The 19545-nt window shown below is 67.4% G+C and carries 20 protein-coding genes and 2 tRNA genes; 3 read left to right on the plus strand and 19 right to left on the minus strand.

Translation table 11 applies throughout. The features are described from left to right. Positions 1-82: 82 nt before the first annotated feature. The 6 genes from HSX43_RS08755 to HSX43_RS08780 form a co-directional block, all read right to left on the minus strand. Positions 83-157, minus strand: a tRNA-Glu gene (locus HSX43_RS08755). A gap of 216 nt (positions 158-373) precedes the next feature. Continuing rightward, positions 374-2134, minus strand: coding sequence for a single-stranded-DNA-specific exonuclease RecJ (recJ, locus tag HSX43_RS08760; RefSeq protein ID WP_179379749.1), 1761 nt, complete (start codon positions 2132-2134; stop codon positions 374-376). Positions 2135-2185: 51 nt separating this feature from the next. Further along, entirely contained in the window at positions 2186-3145 is a 960-nt protein-coding gene (gene glpX / locus HSX43_RS08765) for a class II fructose-bisphosphatase (protein WP_179379750.1), read from the minus strand. Between the two features lie 75 nt (positions 3146-3220). Beyond that, positions 3221-4276 (minus strand): L-glyceraldehyde 3-phosphate reductase, encoded by a 1056-nt coding sequence (gene mgrA / locus HSX43_RS08770; protein ID WP_179379751.1) that lies wholly within the window; start codon positions 4274-4276, stop codon positions 3221-3223. 22 nt (positions 4277-4298) lie between these two features. Next, positions 4299-5591 (minus strand): homoserine dehydrogenase, encoded by a 1293-nt coding sequence (locus tag HSX43_RS08775; RefSeq protein ID WP_179379752.1) that lies wholly within the window; start codon positions 5589-5591, stop codon positions 4299-4301. Positions 5592-5658: 67 nt separating this feature from the next. Then, the gene (locus HSX43_RS08780; protein ID WP_179379753.1) at positions 5659-5958 is read right to left on the minus strand and encodes a hypothetical protein; all 300 of its coding nucleotides are present in this window, start codon (positions 5956-5958) and stop codon (positions 5659-5661) included. A gap of 95 nt (positions 5959-6053) precedes the next feature. Between HSX43_RS08780 and HSX43_RS08785 the strand changes: the two genes are divergently transcribed. Further along, entirely contained in the window at positions 6054-6656 is a 603-nt protein-coding gene (locus tag HSX43_RS08785) for a TetR/AcrR family transcriptional regulator (protein WP_179379754.1), read from the plus strand. A 4-nt stretch (positions 6657-6660) separates the two neighbouring features. Here the strand turns inward: HSX43_RS08785 and efp are convergent, their stop codons facing one another. Further along, positions 6661-7224: an elongation factor P gene (efp, locus tag HSX43_RS08790; protein WP_179379755.1), complete on the minus strand. Its 564-nt coding sequence runs from the start codon at positions 7222-7224 to the stop codon at positions 6661-6663. A 334-nt stretch (positions 7225-7558) separates the two neighbouring features. Here efp and HSX43_RS08795 point away from each other — a divergent pair, with 334 nt between their 5' ends. Continuing rightward, positions 7559-7888, plus strand: coding sequence for a DUF6280 family protein (locus HSX43_RS08795; protein ID WP_179379756.1), 330 nt, complete (start codon positions 7559-7561; stop codon positions 7886-7888). A gap of 76 nt (positions 7889-7964) precedes the next feature. Here the strand turns inward: HSX43_RS08795 and HSX43_RS08800 are convergent, their stop codons facing one another. From HSX43_RS08800 to HSX43_RS08810, 3 genes are all read right to left on the minus strand, one after another. Next, complete coding sequence (locus tag HSX43_RS08800) at positions 7965-8654, minus strand: hypothetical protein (protein ID WP_179379757.1); 690 nt, start codon at positions 8652-8654, stop codon at positions 7965-7967. Positions 8655-8771: 117 nt separating this feature from the next. Beyond that, positions 8772-10169 (minus strand): TolC family outer membrane protein, encoded by a 1398-nt coding sequence (locus tag HSX43_RS08805; protein WP_328795224.1) that lies wholly within the window; start codon positions 10167-10169, stop codon positions 8772-8774. Then, the gene (locus HSX43_RS08810; RefSeq protein ID WP_179379758.1) at positions 10166-10819 is read right to left on the minus strand and encodes a protein-L-isoaspartate O-methyltransferase family protein; all 654 of its coding nucleotides are present in this window, start codon (positions 10817-10819) and stop codon (positions 10166-10168) included. Before HSX43_RS08810 ends, HSX43_RS08805 begins: the two co-directional genes overlap by 4 nt. 139 nt (positions 10820-10958) lie before the next feature. Here HSX43_RS08810 and HSX43_RS08815 point away from each other — a divergent pair. Next, positions 10959-11032 (plus strand) — tRNA-Cys (locus HSX43_RS08815). Positions 11033-11106: 74 nt separating this feature from the next. Here HSX43_RS08815 and HSX43_RS08820 read toward each other — a convergent pair. The 9 genes from HSX43_RS08820 to HSX43_RS08860 form a co-directional block, all read right to left on the minus strand. Further along, entirely contained in the window at positions 11107-12156 is a 1050-nt protein-coding gene (locus HSX43_RS08820; protein WP_235962593.1) for a tyrosine-type recombinase/integrase, read from the minus strand. A 177-nt stretch (positions 12157-12333) separates the two neighbouring features. Next, positions 12334-13086 carry a hypothetical protein gene (locus tag HSX43_RS08825; protein ID WP_179379759.1) on the minus strand — a complete coding sequence of 251 codons (753 nt, stop codon included), beginning with the start codon at positions 13084-13086 and terminating at the stop codon, positions 12334-12336. Between the two features lie 87 nt (positions 13087-13173). After that, the gene (locus HSX43_RS08830; protein WP_179379760.1) at positions 13174-13629 is read right to left on the minus strand and encodes a hypothetical protein; all 456 of its coding nucleotides are present in this window, start codon (positions 13627-13629) and stop codon (positions 13174-13176) included. Positions 13630-14167: 538 nt separating this feature from the next. Then, positions 14168-15226 carry a phage portal protein gene (locus HSX43_RS08835; protein ID WP_179379761.1) on the minus strand — a complete coding sequence of 353 codons (1059 nt, stop codon included), beginning with the start codon at positions 15224-15226 and terminating at the stop codon, positions 14168-14170. A 2-nt stretch (positions 15227-15228) separates the two neighbouring features. Further along, the gene (locus tag HSX43_RS08840) at positions 15229-15786 is read right to left on the minus strand and encodes a hypothetical protein (protein WP_179379762.1); all 558 of its coding nucleotides are present in this window, start codon (positions 15784-15786) and stop codon (positions 15229-15231) included. Next, entirely contained in the window at positions 15777-16400 is a 624-nt protein-coding gene (locus HSX43_RS08845; protein ID WP_179379763.1) for an HK97 family phage prohead protease, read from the minus strand. Before HSX43_RS08845 ends, HSX43_RS08840 begins: the two co-directional genes overlap by 10 nt. Further along, the gene (locus tag HSX43_RS08850; RefSeq protein ID WP_179379764.1) at positions 16400-17653 is read right to left on the minus strand and encodes a phage major capsid protein; all 1254 of its coding nucleotides are present in this window, start codon (positions 17651-17653) and stop codon (positions 16400-16402) included. The genes HSX43_RS08845 and HSX43_RS08850 overlap by 1 nt, the downstream gene beginning before the upstream one ends. 11 nt (positions 17654-17664) lie before the next feature. Further along, positions 17665-17985: an HNH endonuclease gene (locus HSX43_RS08855; protein WP_179379765.1), complete on the minus strand. Its 321-nt coding sequence runs from the start codon at positions 17983-17985 to the stop codon at positions 17665-17667. Further along, positions 17976-19508 carry a terminase large subunit domain-containing protein gene (locus tag HSX43_RS08860; RefSeq protein ID WP_179379766.1) on the minus strand — a complete coding sequence of 511 codons (1533 nt, stop codon included), beginning with the start codon at positions 19506-19508 and terminating at the stop codon, positions 17976-17978. The genes HSX43_RS08855 and HSX43_RS08860 overlap by 10 nt, the downstream gene beginning before the upstream one ends. Positions 19509-19545: the final 37 nt, after the last annotated feature.

A 19545-nucleotide genomic window follows, 5' to 3' on the forward strand; every position in this document is an offset into this window, starting at 1 on the left:
GGTCGCAGGGTCGAGAGCGCCCTGCGCCGGAGCGGAGAACCGTCTGATTTTCTTGAAATTGTCCGAAAAAGAAACGCCAGCGTGGCAGCCCGTAGGGGAATCGAACCCCTCTTTCCAGGTTGAAAACCTGGCGTCCTAACCGATAGACGAACGGGCCACTGCGCTGGCGTGAGCGGTGTTTAGGCGAGGCGTTCTGGGCCCGCAAGCGGAATCTTGTCGCAAGCGGTGCCGTTTTTCGCTTTCACGAGCCGTAGCCGTTTTCGCGCTGCGGTCGCTCTCTTGCACGGGTCATCGTCGGGCCCGACCCGACGATCTCCTGCCGCGGATGCTCACGGCACCTGGCGTCGGGAGACCGAGACAGCCGCGTCCGGCTTCAGTCGTCCGACTCGGAAACCACGGCGACATCCTCCAGTTTCAGCTGGACGTCCTCGCGCCCCTGCCAGCGGTTGAGCTCCAGCCGTCCGGCGACATGCAGCGGGCCACCGGCGGCGCGCGTGACGGCATCTGCGATACCCGAGCTCGTGGCACGGAACGCGATGGCGTCGAGCCGGCCCGGACCGCCGCCCGTGAGCGTCACCTTGAGGTGTCCGTCGCCGACCGGGCGGGCGTGGGCGACGCGCAGGTCGGGAAAGGCGAAGCGGGGGGCGGAGGCCCCCTGGCCGAAGGGGCCGGCCTGCTCCAGCTGCGCGATCAGCTCCCGCGTCGCGGCGCGCGGCATCAGCGTCGCGTCGAGGCGCAGGTCGCGTGGTCCGGCTTCCGCCGCCCCCTGCCGCTCCAGGAGTTCCGAGAGGCGGACCATGGCAGGCTCGATCCGGTCGGCCGCGACCGTCAGCCCCGCGGCCATCCTGTGCCCGCCGCCCTTGACGATGAGGCCCTCCGCCGCCAGCCGCTGGACCGATGCGCCGATGTCGACGCCCGAGATCGACCGCGCCGAGCCCTGCGCCAGCCCGTCCTCGCGGATGCCGAGCACCACCGAAGGGCGGTTCGTCGCCTCCTTCAGGCGCGAGGCGACGATGCCCACGACGCCCGGATGCCAACCGTCGCCCGCCGCCCAGGCGAGGGCGGATCCGCCAGCGATGCGCGCCTCCGCGGCCTCGCGCGCGACCTCCGTCACCCGCGCTTCGATCGCGCGGCGTTCGGTGTTGAGCGTGTCGAGCCGTTCGGCCAGGGCCGCCGCCTCGGCCGGGTCGTCGGTCGAGAGAAGCCGCGCGCCGAGGTCGGCCGCGCCGATCCGACCGCCTGCGTTGATGCGGGGGCCGAGCAGATAGCCGAGGTGATAGGCCGTCGGCGGCCCGTCCATCCGCGCCACGTCGGCAAGCGCGCGCAGCCCCGGTCGGTTCCGCTCGCGCAGCACCTTCAGGCCCTGCTGCACCAGCGCGCGGTTGACCCCGAGGAGCGGCGCGACGTCGGCCACGGTGGCAAGGCCCACGAGGTCGAGAAGCGCCATCAGGTCGGGTCCGGCCTGCCCGGCGGCGCGCATCAGCCGGTTCGCCTCCACGAGACAGAGGAAGACGACGGCGGCGGCACAGAGATGGGCGAGGCTGCCGTCCTCGTCCTGCCGGTTCGGATTCACCACGGCGAGGGCGGGCGGCAGCGTCTCGCCGCCGAGGTGGTGGTCGAGCACCACGACATCGGCCTGACCCTCGGCGGCGGCGAGGGCCTCGTGGCTGAGCGTGCCGCAGTCGACGCAGAGGATCAGGTCGTGCTCCCGCGCGAGCGCGGCGATGGCCGGGGCGTTGGGGCCATAGCCCTCGTCGATCCGGTCGGGAACGTAGGTGGTCGCCTGCCGTCCGAGCGCGCGCAGCCACCAGACGAGGAGCGCGGCCGAGGTGCCGCCATCGACGTCGTAGTCGGCGAAGATCGCGATCCGCTGCCGCCCCTCGACCGCCGCGATGAGCCGGGCGGCGGCGGTGCCCATGTCGCGCAGCGTCAGCGGATCGGGCAGGAGATCGCGCAGGCGCGGGGCGAGGAAGCCGGCGGCGTCTTCGGGCAGGACGCCGCGCCGCGCCAGGTGCCGGGCCAGGGGCAGGGGCTGGCCGGTCTGGGCGATGGCCTCGGCCAGCCGCTCCTCGGCCGGGTCGAGGCCGATCCAGCGGCGGTTCGTGGCGGATTGGCTGACACCGAGGTACGACATGGGGTCGGTGTCGCGCGGCGGCGCGCGGGGCGCAAGGCCCCGCCTGCCGGCTCAGGTCGGGTTGCGGTAGGTCATGCGGCGGACGGAGCCCGTCTTGGACCGCATCAGGATCGTCTCGGCCGTCAGATGGCCGACCTCGCGCTTGATGCCGGGCAGGATCGAGCCATCGGTGACGCCCGTGGCCGCGAAGATCACGTCGCCGGTCACCATGTCGTCGCGGGTATAGACCCGGTCGAAGTTGGTGATGCCGGCCTTCGTGGCCCGACCCCGCTCGTCGTCGTCGCGGAAGGTGAGGCGGCCGAACATCTGCCCGCCCATGCACTTGAGAGCGGCCGCGGCCAGCACGCCCTCGGGCGCACCGCCCGAGCCCATGTACATGTCGATGCCGGTCTTGGCGGCTTCGGCGCAATGGATGACGCCGGCGACGTCGCCGTCGGTGATGAGGCGGATGGCGCAGCCCGTGGAGCGCAATTCCGCGATCAGCTCCTGGTGGCGCGGGCGTTCCAGCACGCAGACGGTGATGTCATCTGTCGAGCATCCCTTGGCCGCAGCGAGCGCGTTCACCCGCTCCGCCGGGGCCATGTCCATGGTCACGACGCCGGGGCGGAAGCCCGGCCCGATGGCGAGCTTGTCCATGTAGACGTCCGGCGCATGCAGCATGGAGCCCCGCGGCCCCATGGCGATCACCGTAAGCGCGTTCGGCATGTCCTTGGCCGTCAGCGTCGTCCCTTCGAGCGGATCGAGGGCGATGTCGACCTCGGGGCCTTTGCCGGTGCCGACTTCCTCGCCGATGTAGAGCATCGGGGCCTCGTCGCGCTCACCCTCGCCGATGACGACCGTGCCGGCGATGTCGAGCTTGTTGAGCTGATCGCGCATGGCGTTGACCGCGGCCTGGTCGGCGGCCTTCTCGTCGCCGCGCCCGATCAGGCGCGCGGAAGCGAGCGCCGCGGCCTCGGACACGCGGGCGAGGCCGAGGGAGAGCATGCGGTCGTTGAAATCGGTCTTGGTCATCGAGACGTTCCTTGAATGGGTCGCCGCCCTGTTAGCGGGCGGCGGGGGCGGTGACAAACCCGGTAGCGCTCACGGTCAGACCTCCTCGGAGGAGGCCGCCCAGAGGTTGAGCCCTTTCTCGCCAGTCAGAGCATCGATCCGGGCGAGTTCACCGTCCGTGAACTCGAGGTTCGCGGCGGCCCCGGCGCAATCGACCACCTGTTCCGGCTTCGAGGCCCCGATGAGCGCCGTCGTGACGCCCGCCCGCAGAACCCAGGCGATCGCCATCTGCGCGAGCGTCTGGCCGCGGGCGGAGGCGATGGCGTCGAGGCCGCGCAGCGCCTCGATCATCTCGGACGTGATGACGCCGGCGTCGAGCGACTTGTCCTGCGTCGCGCGGCTGCCCTCGGGGATGCCGTCGAGGTATTTCTTGGTCAGAAGGCCCTGCGCCAGCGGCGTGAAGGCGATCGAGCCGATCCCCTCCTCGTCGAGCGTGTCGAGCAGCCCGTCGCGCTCCACCCAGCGGTTGAGCATGTTGTAGCTCGGCTGATGGATGAGGCAGGGGGTGCCCATCTCCCGCAGGATCGCCGCGGCCTCGCGCGTGCGCTGCGTGTTGTAGCTCGAAATGCCGACGTAGAGCGCCCGGCCCGAGCGGACGATATGATCGAGCGCGCCCATCGTCTCCTCGAGCGGCGTGTCGGGGTCGAAGCGGTGCGAGTAGAAGATGTCGACGTAGTCGAGCCCCATGCGCTTGAGCGACTGGTCGCAGGAGGCGACGAGGTACTTGCGGCTCCCCATCTCGCCGTAGGGGCCGGGCCACATGTCGTAGCCCGCCTTGGACGAGATGATGAGCTCGTCGCGGTAGCCGGCGAATTCCTCGCGCAGGATCTGACCGAAGGCCAGTTCGGCGGATCCGGGCTTGGGCCCGTAGTTGTTCGCCAGGTCGAAATGCGTGATGCCGTGGTCGAAGGCGGTGGTGCAGATGTCGCGCTTCACCTGATGGGGCGTGTCGTCGCCGAAGTTGTGCCACAGGCCCAGCGAGACGGCCGGGAGCTTCAGCCCCGAGCGGCCGCAGCGGCGGTAGGGCATCGTCTCGTAGCGGTCGGAGGCGGCGCGGTAGGGGCCGGTGAAGACTTTGGGTTTGCGGGCCATGGAGCCTCCGTCGGGTTGGGGATCAGGGCGTCTGGATCTGCAGCGCGACCGGCTCGCCGTGAACGACCCCCGTCGCCGTCACCTGGTCGAGCGCGCCGGCCATGTCGCTCGGTGCGCAGGGGTGCGTGACGATGAGGACGGGCGCGTCGTCGCCCGCGTGGTCGTACTGACGCATCCGGTCGATGGAGATGCCGGCAAGGCCGAGCGCGGTCGCCACCTTGGCCATCGCGCCCGGCTCGTCGCGCAGGTTCAGCCTGATGTAATGCGCGCAATGCGTCGCCGCGTTGGCCCGGCGGGGTGGGGCAAGCGTGGCGGCGGGCTGGCCGAAGGGCGGGATGCGCAGGCCCCGCGCGATGTCGGCGACGTCGGCCATCACGGCGCTGGCCGTCGGGCCTTCGCCGGCCCCGGCCCCGCGCATCACGATCTGGCCCACGGCGTCGCCCTCGAAGACGACCATGTTGGTCCCGCCTTCGAGTTGCCCGAGCGGGCTCTCGGCCGGCACGAGGGTCGGGCGCATGGACTGCTCGACGCCGGCGGGCGTGCGGCGCGCCTCGCCCAAGAGCTTGATGCGGTAGCCCATGTCGCGCGCGCGGTGGATGTCGTCGATCGAGACGCGCTCGATCCCCTGCAGCTGCACGCCCTCGAAATCGACCTGCGTGCCGAAGGCGATGGCGGCAAGGAGGGCGAGCTTGTGTCCCGCGTCGATGCCGCCCACGTCGAGCGTCGGGTCGGCCTCGAGGTAGCCCAGCGCATCGGCCTCCTTGAAGACCTCCGCATAGGGCAGGCCCGAGGCCTCCATGCGCGTCAGGATGTAGTTGCACGTCCCGTTCATCACCCCCGAGACGCGGGTGATCGCGTTCCCGGCCAGGCCCTCGGTCAGCGCCTTCACGCAGGGGATGCCCCCCGCGACCGCCGCCTCGAAGCGCAGCGGCGCGTCGTTGGCCTCGGCCAGTTCGGCCAGCGCCTGACCGTGCAGCGCGAGCATCGCCTTGTTCGCCGTCACGACCGGCTTGCCCGCGGCGAGCGCGGCTTCGGTCGCGGCCTTCGCCGGGCCGTCGGATCCGCCCATGAGTTCGACGAAGAGATCAACGTCGTTGCGCCGGGCGAGCGCGACCGGGTCGTCCTCCCAGGCATAGGGGGTAAGGTCGATGCCCCGGTCCTTGCCGCGCGACCGGGCCGAGACCGCCGAGACCTCGATGGCCCGTCCGGTGCGCAGGGCGAGCGTCTCGGCCTGTGCCGCCACGATCCGCAGGACGCCGACGCCCACAGTGCCGAGACCGGCGATACCGAGGCGCAGGGGGGCGGGGGCTTTCATGGGCGGGCTCCGAAATGGGATGGGTCGGGGGACGGGTTAGCCCCTGGCGCAGGGGGGTGCAACGGCGTCAGATCTCGACGGCCCGCAGCGCCGCGGCCCGCTCGCGCAGGCGACGGCCCCGCGCCTCGAGGTCGCCGGTCCCCGGAGCGGGGATGCGCGCGCCCGTGAGCCGCCCTGCGCGTCCCTGCAACTCCAGCTGTGCGGCGGCTGCGCGCGAGGGGCGGTTGCCCTCGGCCAGGATCGGGTCGAGCGGGACGAGCACGGGAAACCCCTGCGCCCGCGCCTTGGCCGAGACGGCCGCATCGGCGGGCGGCAGGTTCGGATTGCAGGCGGCCAGGCCACCGAGCAGGAGGAGCGCGCGGATCATGGCGCGACCCTAGGCGGCGGCGCGCGGGGCGACAAGCCGGCACGGCGGTGACGGGAGAGACTTGGAATTGAACGGGTGTTCGGTTTTAAGGAGGCATGGCCCGACCCAGCGGATCAGACGCCGGCGTGACCGGCCCGCGCGTGCGCGCGGCGGCGGAGCGCCTCTTCGCGCGCCACGGCTACGCCGCCGTCTCCATGCGCCAGATCGCGGCGGAGGTCGGGATCGGGGCCGGGGCCCTCTATCACTACACGCCCGACAAGCAGACGCTCCTGCGCGACATGATGCGCGAGCACCTCGAGGCCCTTCTGACGGCCTGGCAGGCGGCGGACCCGGGCGGGGACGCGCTTGCGCGCCTCGATGCCTTCGCGCGCTTTCACATCCGTTTCCACCTCGACCGGCCCGACGCCGTCTTCATCGCCTACATGGAGTTGCGTGCGCTCGAGCCCGCGGCCTTCGCTGAGATCGAGGCGTTGCGCCGCCGCTACGAGGCCGTGCCCGAGGCGATCCTGCGCGCGGGCGCGGCCGCGGAGGTGATGGAGGTCGCGGACGTGAAGCTCGCCGGGATGGCCCTCATCGCCATGCTGACCGGGGTGAACACATGGTACCGCGATGGCGGACGCCTTGACCGGGCGGCGGTCGAGGCGATCTACGCGCGGATGGCGATGGGCATGGTCGGGGCGGCGCGCGCCCCGGCCTGACGGGTCACGCGCGTTCGGCGTATTCCATCGTCTCGGTGTTCACGACGATATCCTCGTCCTGTCCGACGAAGGGTGGCACCATCACGCGCACGCCGTTGTCGAGCACAGCGGGCTTGAAGCTGTTGGCGGCGGTCTGGCCCTTCACGACCGGCTCGGTCTCGACGATCTTGCAGGTTACCTTCTGCGGCAGCTGCGCGTTCAGCGCCTCGTCCTCGTAGTACTCGATCTGCACCATCATCCCGTCCTGCAGGAAGGGGCGGCGATCGCCCAGGATCTCGGCGTCGAGCTCGACCTGATCGTAGGTCGTCGTGTCCATGAAGACGAGGCGGCCGTCGGTCTCGTAGAGGAACTGCTGGTCCTTCTGCTCCAGGCGAACACGCTCGACCTTGTCGGCGCTGCGGAACCTCTCGTTGAGCTTCGAGCCGTTGCGCAGGTTGCGCAGCTCCACCTGGGCGAAGGCCCCACCCTTGCCGGGCTTCACGTGGTCGACCTTCACCGCGCTCCAGAGATGGCCGTCATGCTCCAGCACGTTGCCGGGGCGGATTTCGTTGCCGTTGATCTTGGGCATGGCGTTGGCTCTCGGTTCACAAGTCTGTCGCGCGTCCTTATCGCGCGCCTCGGGGGCAGACAAGCGAGCGCGGCTGCCGCAGATCGGGAGGGAGAGCAAGAGCCGGCCCTGCGGCGAAATGGGGCAAAACCTTGACGAAACCTTGATCTGCGCGCGGCACCCTCCATATGTTGTAGCTAGCTGCGGGTTTGAGCGACCAAATCTGGCAAAGTTGACGTAAAGGTATGCGCGTTTTGCAGGAAGGGTATTCCGAAAACGCATACCCCGAATCACGTTGTCGTGTTAGGTCGACCCATCCGGGGACGTGCAAGAGCAATTGAGTGGAGAGAGCGGAATGACTGATTTCGTCGATGCAACGGCGTTCAACTTCGAGCAGGGGCAGCGCGCGCGCAAGCTCTTTGCCGCAGTGGTGCTCGCCGCGCTGGACGATGCCATCTCCGACGACAAGAAATTCGGCAACGGCCCCGAGCAGATCGCCCGCTGGGCACGGTCGCGCGACGGGCGCGAGGTGCTGTCCTGCGCCGGGATCGACCCGAACGAGCGGGTCGTCGCGGGTCTGATGGAATTCGTGAGCCGGGGCGTACGCACCTCCGTCGCGCTGTCGCGCGAAGAGAGCGAGCGTCGCCAGGCCGCCGAACTGGCCGAGGCTGCCGAAGCCGCCTGATCGTCGGGCCATCGCAGAGAAAGGGCGTCCCTCGGGGCGCTCTTTTCTTTTTTGTCAGTAAGTTATGGGGCGACGTTCAGTCGAAATCCTCGGAGGCGAGCATTTGCCGGATCTCCCGGCGCACCAGCTTGCGCACGTTCCGCGTGATCCGTTCCCCAAGTTCGCCCGCAAGTTCCTGCCGCACGATCTCGGCGATGAGGTCGCGCAGGGCTTCGTCGTCCCCGACCGTGGCCGAGAGATCGGCAACGCCGGCCTCAGTTGCGGGCATGTCCGACACCGGAGCCGCGGGAGCGTCATGTCCCTCGGAGGCTTCGGCGACCTCGAAATCGGTGTCCTCGGCGTAGTCCGATGCCGGGAAGGGGGCTGTGACGTCTTCCGCCGTGGCGGACATGTCCGCTTCGCCGTGCGCCGGCACTTCCTCCGCCTCGACCGGGAGCGGGACGTCCGGGGCAAGATCCCCGCTGTCCCAGACCTCTGCCGGTGCACTCGTATCCCGAAGGTCGGTCGTGATCGCCGCGATCTCTTCGGGCAGGGCGGTCGTGACGTGTTCCGCGTCCCGGCCATCCCGCTCGTCCTGGGCGAGCGACCGGATCATCTGGAACGGATCCTCGGGCTCCGTCACCCGATGGCTGTCGTCGAGAACGAGCGTCGGCCCCTCGGTTTTCGCCGTGTCGGCCGCCTTGGCGGCGGCCGCAGGCCCGGCCTCGTTCGCCACGAGCCGACGGATGGACGACAGAACGTCCTCGATATCATGTGGTTGTGCCATTGCCCGACCCCATCTCTGCCTAGCGTCAAGGCGATCTTGCGCCGCCTTGTTCTCAGCCTAGCACATCTGCCCCCCCGCCCGTCCAGCGGGGAGCGTCGAAAGCGTTAACTTCCGCGCTCAGTTGCGACCGAACCGCTGCAACACGGAATCGAGTCGGTTGCCGCGCTCGGAGCGCGTCTCGATCGGCGTGCGGGGCGCGTTCGACACGGCATTGTAATAGTCCGTCGGATCGTACCGCTCGACCGTCAGGCCGAGGTGGTCCGTCGTCAGCAGCCCGATGGAGGCCAGCACGCTGTAGACGGCGATCTGCGCGTCGGTCTCGGCCTGGAGCTGATCGACGCGGGCCAGCAGCAGCTCCTGCTCGGCGTCGAGCACGTCGAGCGTCGTCCGCGCTCCGAGCTGCGCCTCCTCGCGGAAGCCCTCGAAGGCCAGCTGTGCCGAACGCACCCCCTGGCGCGTAGCCGTGATCTGGGCCCGCGCGACCTCGAGCCCGGCCCAGGCCCGGCCGACGCCCTCCACGATCTCGCGGCTGGTCTGCCCCAGGGCCGAGCGAGAGGCCTGGGCCTGGGCGATGGCACGCCGTTGCAGCGCCGGCAGGCGGCCGCCGGTGTAGATCGGTATGTTGCCGGTGACCCCGAGGGAGAGGGTGTCGTTGTCGGGCCGCGTCCGCTGCGCCGTGCCGCGAAGTTCGACGCTCGGCAGCCGGTCGGCGGCGGCCGCGTCGGCGAGCTGGGTGAGCGACGCGATGTCGTGCTGTCCGGCGGAGATGAGCGGATGGATCTGCAATGCCAGCTGCTGCGCGCGATCGACGGACGGCGGCAGTTCGGGCAGCGAGGGCGGGGCCTGCAGCCCGCCCTGCGGCAGGCGGCCGATCGTGAGGCGGTAGACCTCGGACTGAACGTCGACCTCTCCGCGCGCCGCCGCCAGTGCGGACCGCGCCGCCGCCAGGCGGGACTCGGCCAATGCGACGTCGGTGCGCGTGACCTCGCCCACCTCGAACCGGTCGCGCGCCGCCGTGAGCTGCTGGTTGATGAGGCGCACGTTGCTCTCGCGCACGTCCACCGTTCGCGCCGCCAGCCGCAGGTTCAGATAGGCATTCACGGCGTCGAGGAGGACGCCCTGCTCGAACTGGATCAGGCGATAGCGCGCGGCCAGCACGGCCTCCTTGGCCGCCGACAGCCGCATGTGCCGCTGACCGCCGTCGGCCAGCGTATAGTCGAGGATGAGGGAAAGCGTGCCGGTCGTCGTGGTCGTGCGGGTGCTGAACTGGTCGAAGATCACGGACTTGGTGTAGTTCGCCTGGAAGTTCAGCGTCGGGCGCAGGGCCGCGACGGCGACCGCGACGTCCTCGTCGGTGACCCGCAGCAGCAACTCCTGCTGTTCGAGCGACGGAGAGCTGCGATAGGCGTGGACGAGTGCGTCGCTGAGCGACTCCGCCCAGGCGGGCAGGGCACCGAGCAGCGACAAGGCCCCCGCGGCGACCCCGCCGCGCAGCCACGACCGCCGGCGGCTCACAGCACGAACCCCTCGGCCTTGGCGAACCCCGGCAGCACGGGACCGGTCGCGTTGAAGGCGAACCGCCAGCCCAGGCGCCCCTCGACCCGTTGGCCGACCCTGACCTCGCCGTTCGCGCCGTCGGCGAAGATCGCGGCGATCCGCCCGCCTTCGCCCAGCTGCTCCAGAAGCGCGTCGGGCAGTTTCTCCACCGCGCCTTCGACCACGATCACGTCGAAAGGCGCGGCCTTCGCCGCCCCCTCGGCGAGCGCGCTTTCGAGGACGGCCACCGTGTCGATCCCGGTCTGGGCGAGGTTGGCTTCTGCGTCGCGGGCAAGCTCCGCGTCCTCCTCGACCATGACGACGGAGTCGGCCATATGGGCAAGCACCGCGGTCGAATAGCCGAGCCCGCCGCCGATCACGAGCACCTGGTCCTCACGCTGGATGTCGAGCGCGTCGAGCAGCTTCGCCAGCGTCCGCGCGTCCATCATCTCGCGCCCCGGGGCCAGCGTCACCGGCGCGTCCATATAGGCGACGGAAGCCGCGGCGGCGGGCACGAAGGCCTCGCGCGGGACGTCCAGCATCGCCGCTATGATCGGGAACTTCGTCACATCGGAGGGGCGGACCTGGGTGTCCACCATGATCGTGCGGAGCGTCTCGGGCGCGGTCATTGTCTGAACTCATCGGTTTATTTCTGCCTGGTTTCAGAAAGCACGTCTCGCGCATCGCCGCAACGACGAAGGCCCTCCGGCCGGCCAAGATGCGCTTGCGGCCCCCGAACCGAGGCGCTAGAGCAACCCTCACCACGGCGGCGAGTTGGCGGAGTGGTGACGCAGCGGATTGCAAATCCGTGTACACCGGTTCGATTCCGGTACTCGCCTCCATTTATTTTCAAGCACTTGGCTCACCTCATAGATTGCGCGGAGTGCGCGGTTTACAGGGGCGTTTACAGTTTTGTTCACTGTCCACCCCCTTTTGCTTGTGCCAGCTTGACCAGCACAGCATCCGTTTCGCCCGGTGAAACGCGGGCGTAATGCTCGATGACGTTGGCGGCATGGCGGATGGACCAGCCCATGTGATTGGCAATTTCAGACAGGCTCAGGCCCGCATTGAGCAACCGTGTCGCGGCGGTGCCCCGGCAATCCTGCAAGCGCAGATCGCGGCTCAGGCCCGCTTTGTCCCGCCACTGGCGCAGGCCCTCAGAGGCCCGGTGTTCGGTCAGTTGATTCCCGCTGGCATTGGTCAGGATCAACAGGCGGTCGCGCGGCGTAGTGTCGATCATCTTGGCCAGTTCGGGCGTGATGGGGATATGCGCCAGACGGCCCCGCTTATTCGTGCGGACCCTCAGACGCCGCCCCGCCGGGGTTTGCTCCACCGCGCCGGTGGTCAGCCTAATCAGGTCGCCAGGGCGCAGGCCGGTTTCACACGCAACGCAGAGAATGCGGCGCACCCATTCCGGGGCCTTGGCGTCGATTGCCTCACGATCCGCTGGGGTCCAGACGATCTCCGAACGGTCCACCTCATAGAGCCGGGGCAGTCTGTGGCAGTGATGCTCAGACAGCTTGCCCTCTTCCACCGCCCAATTCAGGACGCGGACGGCATGGGTGCCCGCCATATCGTGTTGCTTGGGCGAGTGCTTCCACTGCGCCCGCCATGCGTTCACCTCGCCCCGTGACCCGCGTTCCTCGAAGATCACCGCCGGGGCGTCGTGGAAATGCTTAGCGAAGCGCAGCGCCCACTTGCGCAGGTCAGCCTTGGACCGCTCGACCTTGGGCATGGCGGCACTGTCCAGAAATTCGTCTACCAGCTTGGGGATCATAAACATGGCCGGGGCTGGACGCTCCACACACTCAGCGAAAGCAATGAAAAAGTCCGGGTCGGTCGGGTTGCGCTTGTCGTCCTCCCAAAACTTGGGGGCACCGCGCCCGCGCCATGCGTAGAAGTGAAACCGGCTCTTGCCGCTGGCCAGCTTGCGCCGGACCCGATGGACACCCTTAGGAAGCTGCATTGCGTTTCGCCTTCCACCTGTCCAGTTCGGTCATGGTCGGATCGTCAGGCCCGCCCTGGCCCCACTGAATCTCGGTGCCATCGGCGCACTTGATTGTGCCCGAGGTGATGCCCTCAGCCTTGAGGCCCTTGGCAATCGCAATCACGTCTTTGGGGAGAGGAACGCTAGGACGCGGCATCAGTCGGTGACCCCCGCAAGGAAACGGCCCACCTCGCCCAGCGTGTGAATGGAGAACCGGCGTTCGGTTTCCATGTCACCGCGCCGCACCGGGTGGCCGTCCGCCTCGATCCGGTCAATCGCATAGTCTGTCAGGTTGCGGCCATCGTAATGGTAGCCCCCGGAAGGGGCGTAGAATTGTTCCTCGAAATACTCTTGGTCGTCGGCGTCGATAACCGAGAATTGGAACCGGGTGATTTCGGCGGGGCTTTCAAAGCTGACAGCGATAGTGAAGTGCTTCACCATCAATTTGGGCGGCTCGGGCTTATCCTCAGGTGGGTCAATGTTGTAGCGGGCGCTACCCATCCAAAGGAAAAGGCCCTCTAACACGTCGATGGCAGAATGGGCCGTGGGGAGGTCGGTGACGGTCGTGATGTTCAGGCGCTGCAATTCCCAAGCGGGCGACAGTGGGTTTTTGCCCGATCCAATTTTGCCTTCCCCAGTGGGTGCCCAGTCAGCAACGCGGTGCCCGTGACCCCGCGACGTGTCCGCCCTGGCGATAAACTCCCCGGCGTCTTTGATCGTGTTCGATCCGCAGATTGCAAAGATCAGCTTGGCCGCGTCGCGGGCCGTCACCTGCGCCGCGCTACGGCCCCGCCCGCCTTTGGTCACTTCCCCAGCCTCACGCAGAACGCGCCACGCAGTTGCCGCAGTGGTTTCATCAACCCCGAGGGTCGCAGCTACTTTCTTCGTGAGTTGGCCGGGTGTGGGCATGATGGGGTCTCGCCTGCTTTCATTGGAAACCTATACCAATGGGGAGAGTCATGCAACCCCATTGGTTCTCGGTTCCGATGAAAAGTCTCAGGCCGATTGGGTCGCCCGGTATGCCTCAATCTCAACCGTGACGCCCTGCATCACGTCATCAATGTCTGCGCCAGTTTGTGTCACCAGCTTCAGGCCAGCCGTCAGCAGGGTCTTTTCGTGGTCGTCAAATTTGCCCAGCAGTTCGGACCACTCGTCCATCTCAGGCGTGATCCGATGCTTTTCGCGGTAGACGGCCAGAGGCCCGCGAACGTGGCCGGAAAAGAACCAATCAAGGTTCAGGCCCTCGCGTCCGCAGAACCCGATTAGTTCATCGGTCAACAGCAGCGCGTCGGGCTCGTCTTTGTCATATGCCAGCGGCGGGGGCGTCAGTTCAAAGTTTGCGCAGAACCATGCCAAGCGCCCCTCAGGCGTGGTCATGTCCGCGTCATTCTCGTTGTAAAACGTGTAGCTGAGGCTGGGTGTTTCAACGTGTGTAGGTTTGGGATTTGTCATTTCGTTTCTCACTGGTTTCGGCTTTCTAAGGTCGTTGCCCGGTGCGTCCGGGTGCCGGGGTGTTAGCAACTTGCCAGTGAGACAAGCGTGACGATTTTCCCGTGAAGGTCTTGTATGACGCCACCACCCCGGCCTACGTTGGTCGGGTGAGTGATCGCCGCCAAGCGTTCACTAGTTCTGCCGTTCCACGCGCCAACGTGGAAACCTTGCCAAAGGTTGTGCGGTATATCACTGGTCCGGGTTGCTACGCCCACGGAGACGATGCCCTAAAAGCCTATGCGATGGAAGCCCCCTTACGGGGATGTCATCTCTTGACCTCGATATGCTTCACGTATTGCAGACCGCACTGCCCGGTAAGCCAAGTTGTTGATCGTGACGGGTGGCGGCATCTTCACGACGCGCCCTTTTGGGGTTGATCTCAGTTCACAGCTGTAGACGCGCACCGGTCCAACTTGGCATGTGAACCGGGCCAGAATGCGCGCACCGTCGTCCGCGTCCTCATCTGTCTTGATGATTTCAAGAATCGCTACCGGGACTGTCATTCCTCCCAATCCACCAGCTTAAGCGCCATGTCCGGATCAACGCCCGCTTCTTTCGCCGCCGCCAATGCCGCGACCACTGCCGTCATCGCCCTTGCCCGTCCACCAGCATCGAAGGCTTGCAGGGGGCGCATCACGTCCATCGTCACCGTCTGGCCCAGCTTGTCGGATGCCTCCTGCGCCATCAGCTCCACGACAGGTTGCAATGCCCATTGCGCCAGGTGTCGCTGCGCCTCCCGCACCATCGGTCCCGTGGTCGCGGGATTCGCCAGACCGGGCAGAACGCCGAACGCCATGCAGATCCCAGCTTGCGCCGATGCCAGAGTCTCCCGCGTCATGGCCTTGGACAGATCGGGCGTCAGGTCGTGAGGCTTCCAATCCTGCACTGGCGACGGCCCACCAGCGGCGGTAACGTTCACCGACTCACGCACCAGAACCTTCCCGCGCATCGCACGGAACCCCCGTGCAATCGTCGTAAGGTCCGTCTCAGGAGCCTCAGGAAATGGTAGGACCGCCGACCCCAGAGGGGCCGTGTCAAAGACTTCCGACAGCGCGGTTTCGACCGCATTCAACAGCCCGGCCGTCAGGGATGCACGACGCAGAGGCGCGGTTCCAAGCCAGGGTGCAGCAGGGTCAGCACCGATCCTGACGTGAAGGACTTCCCCGGCAAGTGCCGTGCGGGTCCGTCCTCCGCCCGCCTCAGACACCGATAGGCGATAGGCAGTCGGGCGGCCGTCGCGGGTGCGCACGTCCCAGTCGGTGGCCGGCGTCAGGCGTTCGTCGCCGATCAGGAATAGCGCTTCACCTCGCAGTGCCAGTGACCGGCCTGCCATCGCAAGCGATACGCGATCCAGAACGTCGGTTCCGGTCACGTCCGCCATGCCGATCCCACCTTCCCAGAGGCTAACGCAGGATTGTGCGGTCGCCGTCAGCTCGGCAATGCCCGTGCGCCCAGACAGGTAGGACTCCCGCGCCGCCATGATCTCGGCGGTGAAGCCGGCCCCAGAGGACCGGGTTTCGATATTCGGGTCTTCCGCCCGTCTCTTGAATGGCCACATGGTTAGGCCCTCCTGTAGGGGCGCAGCAGGTCAGCAGCGCCAGACCACGCCAAGGCGCGGGCGAGCCACGCCGGGTTTCGTTCGATGGACTCTGACAGATCGCCGCCAATCTGGCCGGTGTGTGACGATGCGCCCGGCCGTCCGGTCAGCATGTTCGACGTCTGCCCGTCCGCCGAATACTCGGCCAACCGGCGATATGCTTCCTGAACGGCGGCGGGCACTTCGCCGGCCCCGACCGTCGCGGTAATCCGATAAGGACCGTGATCGGGTAGGATGTAACCGCCGAGGGGCGAGGCCGACAACGCCACAGGAACGAACGCGCCGCCCCGCCAGACCTCCGCTGCCGCCTCGATCACCGGTGCCAGCGGTGGCGTCCAATCGCCATCGCCCTCAACCGTCCAGACGACTTCGCGGGGTGTCCAGCGATACGCGACCCATTGTTCGATCCGGGACCAGACTGCGCCAGGGTCAAGCGCATCCGCTTTAGGTGAGAGGCCGTCCGCCTTGGGGGGATACCCTGCCACCCCAACCGTCTCGACCTGTTTCAGCATTACCGCCATGTGTAGGCCCTCCCTTGGTGGCGCAGCGGCACCCCGAACGCCGGGGGCGTATCCCAGGACCGTGCTTCGATTTGGGTCTCGTCATAGGCCGGACGGGTCACAACACTCAGTTCGTAGAGCAGCGCGGCCATCACCGTGCGGATCACCGCGTTATGTGCCCCGTTCTCCGGGTCGTGGCCTTCGTCCTCGACCTTCTCGGCCTCCGCGACCGCGCGCTTCGGCGGGATGCGAAACCCCGGCGATATGCCCACGATCAACCCGGCAGACATCGCGGCGAGGAAGTCGCGAACATAGGAGACGTCTTGCATTTCTGGGGTGATCGTTGCCTCGAACGTCAGCGCGTCGTCGGTGTCCTCGATCTTGAGAGTTCCCGCCTTCCTCGATGCCAAGGGGCGGTCATAGGAATGGCCGACCAGCAGGTGAATGTCCTCCTCTGGCCGGTCAACGCGATACGCGAACGCGCGCGGCGCGATGACTTCCTTGCGGGGGCGACCGGATCGCCCCCCATCGGACAGGACTGCCCGTTTTCCATAGGGGAAGCGGCCCGCCAGTGCCATCGCGCCGGATGCCCGCTTGCGCAGCTCAAGGCCGCCGTCGTGACCGCCCCAGAGCATCAGCGCAGACCCGTCAGGATTTCGAGTTGAACGCCGCGCGCGACGGTCACGTCCATCGTGGTCAGCGCCGTGATCCGCAACTGCCCCGACTTGGCATCGGAATACGGATCGCGGATCAGGTCCACCGCGCCCCACATCCCGCAGAAGATCGGGGAAACACCATCGGTCGAAGTCGTCAGCAGCGCTAGAGATTCCAGAGGATCACCAACCGGGGCCGACAAGCCGTTCGTCGTCAGGACGGTGTTCCCCATCTTGGCAACCAGCCGGTCCCACTCCGACACTGCCGTGCCCGTCAGCAAGGTGTCGTCCATGCTGTCGAAGACCTCAGGCCGGAGCATCAGGTTCACGCCTGACAGCCCGTCCGCCGCATTTGCCGACATGAAACGCACAGCAGCCGCGCGGAACGCCGCATAGGTCGCCGCCGCGTCGATTGGGGTTTCCGTGATGCCGTAGGTGCTAGCACCGGGGATGACGCCCAGCGGCTCGCCGCCCGACCCGGACCCCAAGAAAATCGCTCGACCTGTCTCTTGCTGGATCGCCGCCGACATGTCGCGCCGGATCGCTTGTTCCAGACCGGCCCCGGCCTGTTTCAGCGCCTTGCGCGTGACCTTCATCTGGACGCCCAGGGTTTGATCCGGCTTCATCGGACGGTCGGTCGTCGTAAACGCCTGAGGCCCCGGCACGTCGCCGGTCTCAGACCCGGCCCACCCCGGCACAGCACCACCCGTCGCGACGGGGTATTCGACCTCACCGACGCCCACGTTGATCATCCGGCACCCCATGCGGGTTGCGGCCGATTTGGAGAAGATGCGGTCGATGATCGGCGCAGTTCGGATCGGGTCTGGCACACCGCCCGCCAATGTCTCACCCGCGCGGGTTTCCAGCGCGTCCAACGGAACCGGAATGCCCTGGTATCCACCGGCATGGCGCAGCTCTTGCACCATCTCGGCAGTTGCGCCGTCCAGCGCCCGGCCTTCGTCCAGCGCCAGTGCAACCTGACGCATCTCGAATTGCGCCGCCATTTCAGCCCATTCGGTGCTGGAACGGGTTTCCAGTTCTTCACCGGCTTCTCGGCGCTCGTCGTCCTCGGACACCAGCGCGGCCCGGAACCGGGTTTCGTTGTTCCGGTATTCCTTGTCGAGAGCGTCCATCGAGCGCACCTCGTCGTCGGTCGGCTCGGGCTTGTTTGCCAGTTCCGCAAGGGATTGCCGGATTTCCGACTGACGCCGGGTGATTTTCATTGATTCGAGCATGGTATTTCCTTTCATGCTTCGGGGTTACGGTGCGTCTCGCGCACCAGCGTTTTCCACGCCTCGCGGGCGGGGTTCGGTTTCCCCAGGCCCACCTCGATCCGCGTCTTGCGCGAATGGCAGGGGCCACAGAGGCATTGGAGATTGGACAGGTCGAACGCCAATTCGGGGTGCGTCTTGACGGGCAAAATGTGATCCACTTCCAGCCGCCGCCGTTCGGGGCACCGAACGCAACACCAGCCGTCCCGGCGCAGGGCTTCCTGCCGCAGAGCCTTCCAGCGTTTGGTGCGGGTGACGCGGGCGGAGTGCCGCTTGTATTCCTTCATCAGCCCCATGCGACACGCCCCGCAGCCTTTGCCGGTGCGCGGGTCATCCGAACGCCTTGAGCGACGGCCACGACAGTCGCGGCAACAGGGTCGATCCGCCCGGTGGAGCGGCCTGCCGCCAGCTTGTGATTGCCCGCCGGGTCCACCAGCGTGATCGCATCGCCAAACGCGGAGCGCAGCAGCAGCGAAGGAGTTGTCTTCACCTGCCCCTCGAAAACCGCGCGGCGCAGACGTTCGCAGTCCTCCGACCCATCTTTCCATCCGAACCCGCGCCAGATGAACGGGACCCGGTCCAGCCCCGCGTCCCGCAGGGCTTCGACAAACTCCGCGTGACGGAAACGGTCGCCCACGATTGCCGCCGGTGCTTGCCCTTCCAGACACTCCACCACGCTCGCCAAGAACCGACCGACCGGCACCGTTGTGTCGCCCATCGTTACCAGCTCGCCCCGGTCGCGCATTTCGACATAGCGCGCCGATACGCCGTCAGATTGCCCACGATCCGCAAGGTTTGGGGCGCAGGGAAACGCGCCAAGACATTCAAGCCGCCCCGTCTCGGGCCAGTAGAGCGCCGCCGCAGACATAGACCGTGACCCGCCCAGATCGACGCCCAGGACGACAGGACCGGAACGCGGGGGCAGATCGACCGGCGACACCTCACAGGCCAGCCATTCGTCCACCGTCAGCAGAACCGACCGATCATCCGCCGCGACCCGCTCATTCCGATTGAGGTTGCGGAACGACGACAGGGCAGAGCCGCCCCGCGCAATTGCCCGTCGCGCCTGCGCCACCAGCCATTCCGCAGACGGCCCAATGCCCTCGGACGCGCCGGGATTCGCCACCAGCAAGCTTTCCAGATCGTCGGGGGGCAGGGCCGCGTGGGGCCGATGTTCTTGGACGTAGCAACCGGGGGGCGGTTCATCCAACCACCGACTGAACGTGTTGGTATCATCCGGGGCGGACGTGCTGATAATCAGCGCCCGGCCGTCGCGTTTACCCAGACCGGAGAGGATGGCGTTTTCCAGAGCGTCGCCCTTGTCGCGTTCCCACGCCGCCCGTTCGTCCAGGATTGCCAGCGTCGGCGCGCCGCCCAGGATCGACTTGCCGTCCGCCGCGATGACCCGCGCCAAACCGCCACCGGCCTCGCCTGTCTCGACTTCCAGCTTGGACCCGCGCCGGATCGTGAATTGCTCGCGCAGTTCTTCGTCCAGCCCTTCGATGAACCCGACAAGAAACCCGAACGCGGTTTTGGCTTGGTCCCGGTTGCGGGCCGCAAAGATGATCTCGCGCTTCGGCTGGGGGGCGATTTCGCCCATCAAGTGCCCCAGGGCGATGCCAGCCGACAGCGCCGTCTTGGCATTGCCGCGACCGATGGACAGCACCCCGGCCTCGATACCTTTGCCGAACGCGCCCCGCACAAAGTCTTTCTGGTAGGTCGCCAGCTTCACCCGCTTTCCGGCCAGCCGCCCCTCAGGGACCACCAGTCGGGGCAGGAAGCGCAGAGCCGCCGCAGCCTCTTTCGATGCCCTAGCCATCAGCTACCCTCCCCAGATTTTTTTGGGAGAGAGAAAG

The sequence above is a fragment of the Jannaschia marina genome (assembly GCF_013404595.1).
GTDB lineage: Bacteria > Pseudomonadota > Alphaproteobacteria > Rhodobacterales > Rhodobacteraceae > Jannaschia > Jannaschia marina.